Origin of the sequence: Corallococcus sp. AB049A (genome assembly GCF_003668885.1) — a bacterium.
Classification (GTDB): Bacteria; Myxococcota; Myxococcia; order Myxococcales; family Myxococcaceae; genus Corallococcus; species Corallococcus interemptor.
Map to the genome: position 1 here is coordinate 1 of NZ_RAWL01000527.1, position 5,314 is coordinate 5,314.

Sequence of the window (5,314 nt, forward strand, 5' to 3'; positions counted from 1 at the left end):
ACCGTCCCCAGCCGCTGCGCCTCCACGTGCATGCCCTGCCGGGCCTGACGGAGCGTCTCGGGACTCCCCAGCGCGCTGCGCGTCGTGGAGAGGACGACCCCCGCGGCACGGACGCCGGGAAGCGCCGGGGTGGTCCGGGCCACGGGGCCTCCGGCCCGGAGGAGGCCCGGCTTCGGGGCCGGCCCTGGGGACAGCGGCTCTCGGCGGGCCCCGGGACGCAGTGGGGCGTCGGGCCGGCCGGAGGTCCGCTGGAGGACCTGTTTGAACGCGTCCTTCTCCGGAGAAGCCTTCTCGTTTCCGGAAGGGGCGTCCTGACCTTCGACCTTCATGGCATGCCTCGCGCGCAAGGGATGCGCGGGCATGAGCAGCGGCCGTGCCAGTCAGGCGGAGCGCGCTCCCGGGAGGAGCGCGCGGTGAGGGCGGCACGTCAGGGGTGCCGCCCCCGGGATGGGCGTGCGGAACGCGGGACGGCGCTTTAGCGCTTGCCGCCGAAGCCGCCCGGCTGCACGGGCGCGGTGCCCGTCAGGTCGTTGAACGCCAGCGGACAGGCCGCCACGGCGTTCGGATCCGCGAGCGCGGGGTTCTGGGCCCAGTCGCGGTCCTGGAAGAGGTACGCGTCGCGCACCTCCAGCTCCTTGACCTGCTTGCGGTACTCCCAGAACCGGCCGCGCAGGAGCACGCGCGAGCCCTTCGGCAGCTGCGTCAGCTGCGTGTACTGGTCGTCCTTGAGGCGCGCCGTGATGTTCACCGCGGGCCGCACCTTGGGCTTGCCGTAGGTGAGCCCCGACAGCAGCCCGTCGTTGCCCGGATCCGGCAGGTAGTAGACGAGCCGGGCCACCAGCGCGGGAGGCTCCGGCGGCGGGCCCTTCTTGCTCTTCTTCTTGGGCTTCTCCAGCTTCGCGTCGATGAACTCCAGCCCCGCGAAGGCCACCTCCTTGTCGAGGTAGTCGTCGCGGAACTTCGCGTCCGCCACGCTGGCCGCCATGGCGTTGGCCTTGAGGACCTCCACGTCGTAGCGCTCCAGGATGGCGGGCAGCGTGAAGAAGAAGCTGTCCACGGGCTTCACGCCGTCCGCGATGAAGCGCAGCTTGCTCAAATCCAACGGCGGGTAGTACGGCGCGAGCGCCACCGCCGTCTGCATCCACTCCGGCGGCAGCCGCTTGTCGATGAGGACCCGGCGGATCATCGACACCATGAACATGTTGGCCGGGAAGCGCGGCGTGGACAGCTGCGTGCCCAGCGCCTGGATGAGCACCGGGTCCAGGTAGAAGTTCTCGTCGCGCTTGTGCAGGTACGGCGCGGACTCGCCCACCAGGGTGAGCAGCGCGCCCACGAGCTGGGCGCAGTTCGCGTCGTTCGTCCCTTGGACCAGGGCCTGATTGACGCGGGAGCGGAGGAACCGCTTGTCCATGTCCGACTCGCGGAACACGGGCGGCTCTCCCGTTCCAAAAAAGAACTCCTTCTGGGCGAGCGCGGGCGTCGACAGCAGGCCCACGGACAGGGCGAAGAGGGCACGGGTACGCATCGCCTTGAACCCTACCATGCCCTCCCGCCGTCAGGAGGCAGGGGAAGGGCCGCCCGTGCGGGAGGCGCGCCGGGCCGGAAGCGGTGGTTTTTTCCGCCTGTTGGCGGCGCGGGCTTTTGTGTACCTTGCCCACAGCCATGCCGACGCCTCCCGAGACATCCCCGGCACCCGTCACCATCGCCCAGATCAAGGACGAGGCGGAGCTCATGCAGGCCCTCGCCATCCGCGAGGTGGTGTTCATCGAGGAACAGCACGTTCCCGAGGGCATCGAGCGCGACGCCGAGGACGCCAACGCCTACCACGTGCTCGCCTACCAGGGGGGCCACGCCATCGGCACCGGCCGCCTGGTGAAGCTGCCGGAGCCTCCCGCCGGCCAGCCCGGAGCGTGGGGCCAGATTGGCCGCATGGCGGTGCTCCAGGCGCACCGCAAGTCCCGCGTGGGCTCCAAGCTCCTCACGACGCTGGAGGAGGAGGCGCGCCGCCGCGGCTACAACGGCATCATGCTGCACGCGCAGCTCTACGCGCTCGACTTCTACAAGAAGCACGGCTACCAGCCCGTCGGCGCCGTCTTCGACGAAGCCGGCATCGACCACCTGGAGATGCACAAGCGGCTGTAGTCGCGGCCGCCGCCCTCAGCGCCTCGGAGGACGGGGCGCGGGCGGCTCGGCGTGACGCGGATCCTCGGGCCACGAGTGCCGGGGATACTTGCGGCACAGCTCCTTGCGGATCGCCGGGTAGTGACGCTCCCAGAAACCCGCCAGGTCGGTGGTCACCTGCACGGCGCGCATGTTGGGGGCCAGCAGGTGCAGCACCAGCGGCACGCGGCCCGCGCCCACGCTGGGCCCCTGCGCCATGCCAAAGAAGTCCTGCAGCCGTGACTCCACCCAGGGTGGCTTGTTGGGCTCGTAGTGCACCTTCACGCCGCGCCCGCCGGGCAGGGTGACGCGCTCGGGGGCGTGGTTCGCCAGCAGGCGCTGCTGCTCGGAGGTGAGCCGCGCGTAGAGCGCGTCCAGCAGCGACACGCCCTCCAGATCAGAGAAGCTGCGCGCGCCCACGCACAGGGACGCCAGCGCGTCGCGCATGAAGTTCGCGTCCACGGTGGGGAAGCCCGCCTCGGGGAACGCCTTGCCCAGCAGCTCCACGCGGGTGCGCCACTGCTCCAGCGCCTCGGGCTCCGCGAAGCGCTCCGGGCCCGCCGCCAGCGCCGCCTCGGCCAGGACGCGCGCGGCCTCCTCGGACGGGGGCGCGGGCGTGCGCGTCTCCTCCAGCACCAGGTTGCCGTAGGCCAGCCGCGTGAGGCGCTCCACGCGGCGTGCGTCCGCGTTCCACTGGAGGGTGTCCACCTCCTCCAGCGCCTCCGGGTAGAGGTCCAGCAGCCACTCGGCCTCCACGGCGCTGGCCAGCCGCACCACGGCGCCGCGGCCGGGGCGCTCCTCGGCGTCCACGGCGACCATCAGCTCCGCGTCCTGGACGACGCTGAACTCGGACAGGCTGGTGGTGCCGCCGCCGAACATGACCAGCTCCGGAGAGCGGGGCCGCCGCCTGCGGGCCACACGGTCCGGGTAGCCCGCGAGCACGCTGAGCATCAGCGCCTGCTCCACGTCCTCGGGACGTCCCGGGCGCGAGCCCTGTTCGCGAACCGTGCGCCGCAGCTGCTTCTGCACGCGCTCCACGGACTGCACCGCGCCCGCGTCCAGCGACAGCGACTGCATGCGGCCGGACGCGAAGCCGGAGCGGCCTGCTTCGCGGAAGCGCTCCAGGAGCTCCAGCAGGTCGGAGGGCCCACTGACGAGCGCGGACGCCCGGCCACCGCCACCCAGGTTGGCGCGGGCCTCACGGCGGATGTCGCGCTCGCCCATGAGGGCCGCCAGCACGGCGGCATCCCCGCCCACGCCGCGGCGCTCACCCTCGACGATGACGCGCGCCTGGCGGGGGTGGACGGGGAAGCGCAGGAGCCGCTGGCCCACGTCCGTCACCTGGCCCTTCGAGTCCACCGCGCCCAGCCGGCGCAGCAGCGTCTCCGCGGCCTCCAGGGCAGGGGCGGGGGGCGGCTCGAAGAACGGGAACGCCGTCAGGTCCTTCACGCCCGACGCGCGCAGCGAGAGCACCGTCTCGGCCAGGTCGGTGCGGCGGATCTCCGGAGCCTCCTGGTCGGGCCGGCCGTCGAAGTCGTGCTGGGTGTAGAGGCGCACGCAGTGGCCGGCACGGGTGCGGCCCGCGCGGCCGGCGCGCTGCACGGCGGAGGCGCGGCTCACCTTGCCCAGCTTGAGCTGCGGCAGGCCGGACCACGGCGAGTGCGACGCCACGCGAGCAAGCCCGCTGTCGATGACGACCGCGACGCCGTCGATGGTGACGGACGTCTCCGCGACGTTGGTGGACAGGATGATCTTCCGGCGCGAGCTGCGGCGCACGGCGCGGTCCTGCTCCGCGGGCGACAGGTCGCCATGGAGCGGGAGCACGTCGGCGTCATGGCGCTCGGCGAACTCCGCGCAGGTGTCGCGAGCGCGGCGGATCTCCCCGGCACCGGGGAGGAACACGAGCACGTCGCCATCGACGCCCTGGGTGAACAGGCGCTTGAGCGCGGAGAGCACCTGTTGATCCAGGTGCCGCTCATCCGGTGCGGAGAGGTATTCGACGCTGACGTCGAAGCGCCGGCCCTCGGAGCGAAGCGAAGGGGCACCGCCCAGGTACGCGCGGGCGGGCTCGGCCTCCAGGGTCGCGGACATCACCACGAGCTTGAGATCGGGACGGGCCGTCTCCTGCAGCCGCCGCAGGAGCGCGAGCGAGATGTCCGCGGACAGGTGCCGCTCATGGAACTCGTCGAGCACGACGATGCCCACGTCGCGCAACGTGGGGTCGGTGAGCAGGCGCCGGCCGAGCACGCCCTCGGTGACGAAGGACATGCGCGTCTTGGGGCCACGCACGTCCTCGAAGCGGACCTGGTAGCCGACGGTCTCGCCCACGCGCTCGCCAATCTCCTCGGACACGCGCTGCGCGGCGAGCCGGGTGGGCAGCCGCCGGGGCTGGAGGACGACGATCTCCTTGCCCGCGCCCAGCCCCGCCTCCAGCAGTGCGCGGGGCACGCGGGTCGTCTTGCCCGCGCCAGGAGGGGCCTCCAGCACGAGCGACCGCGAGCTCCGGAGCGTGGAGACGATGTCCGGCAGGAGGGGATCAATGGGAAGGGCGACGTCCGCCATGTCCGGGTTCCTCTTCACGGCGGGGGACTCACCGCGCGTCGGGTCTCAAGGCGTGCCAGCCTCGGACGGGTCGGTCTTCTTGCGTCGCTTGGGGCGCACGGCCTCCGGAGCACCGGCAGCCGGTGCGTCCGAAGGCGTCTCCGCAGGAGCGGTCTCCACGGCCGGAGCCGCATTCTTCGGAGGCCGTCCCCGACGGGGACGCGCCACGGCCGGAGCCTCCGGAGCGACGGGTTCCGAATCCGCGGTGGCCTCCTCCAGAGCCTCGGCAGCGGCAACCTCCGCCACAGGCTCCTCCACCGGTACCGGAGTCTCCGATTCGTCGGAAGCCGCCTCCAGAGCGTCGTCCGAGGAGGCCTCCTCGGCCCCTTCGAACGCATCCTCCTGACCGGAGTCACCCTCCTCACCGAAGAGCTCCGAAGCCCCTTCCTCGGCGGAGAGCGCGAGCGACTTGCCAGCGCGCTTCCGGGGCTTGAGGGTGAGCCCCGCGGCCTCGAAGACCCCAGGCACGGGCACGAGCGCGGCCTCGGCGAGCAGTCGCCCCTGTCGCAGCGCCACATCCAGCCGCCGACCCAGCGAGACCAGCGCCTCGCGC

At 72.4% G+C, this 5,314-nt stretch carries 3 protein-coding genes and 2 pseudogenes; 1 reads left to right on the plus strand and 4 read right to left on the minus strand.

Annotated features, from left to right (window positions below; translation table 11 throughout):
- Positions 1-329: pseudogene (locus D7X55_RS43050) on the minus strand (hypothetical protein); the annotation flags it as partial.
- A 146-nt stretch (positions 330-475) separates the two neighbouring features.
- Complete coding sequence (locus D7X55_RS35260; protein ID WP_121725349.1) at positions 476-1,525, minus strand: hypothetical protein; 1,050 nt, start codon at positions 1,523-1,525, stop codon at positions 476-478.
- A gap of 137 nt (positions 1,526-1,662) precedes the next feature.
- Here D7X55_RS35260 and D7X55_RS35265 point away from each other — a divergent pair, with 137 nt between their 5' ends.
- Positions 1,663-2,142, plus strand: a complete 480-nt coding sequence (locus D7X55_RS35265; RefSeq protein ID WP_120550949.1) for a GNAT family N-acetyltransferase — start codon at positions 1,663-1,665, stop codon at positions 2,140-2,142.
- A 15-nt stretch (positions 2,143-2,157) separates the two neighbouring features.
- Here D7X55_RS35265 and hrpB read toward each other — a convergent pair whose 3' ends face one another.
- Positions 2,158-4,722 carry an ATP-dependent helicase HrpB gene (gene hrpB, locus D7X55_RS35270; RefSeq protein ID WP_121725350.1) on the minus strand — a complete coding sequence of 855 codons (2,565 nt, stop codon included), beginning with the start codon at positions 4,720-4,722 and terminating at the stop codon, positions 2,158-2,160.
- Between the two features lie 45 nt (positions 4,723-4,767).
- Positions 4,768-5,314: pseudogene (locus D7X55_RS35275) on the minus strand (hypothetical protein); the annotation flags it as partial.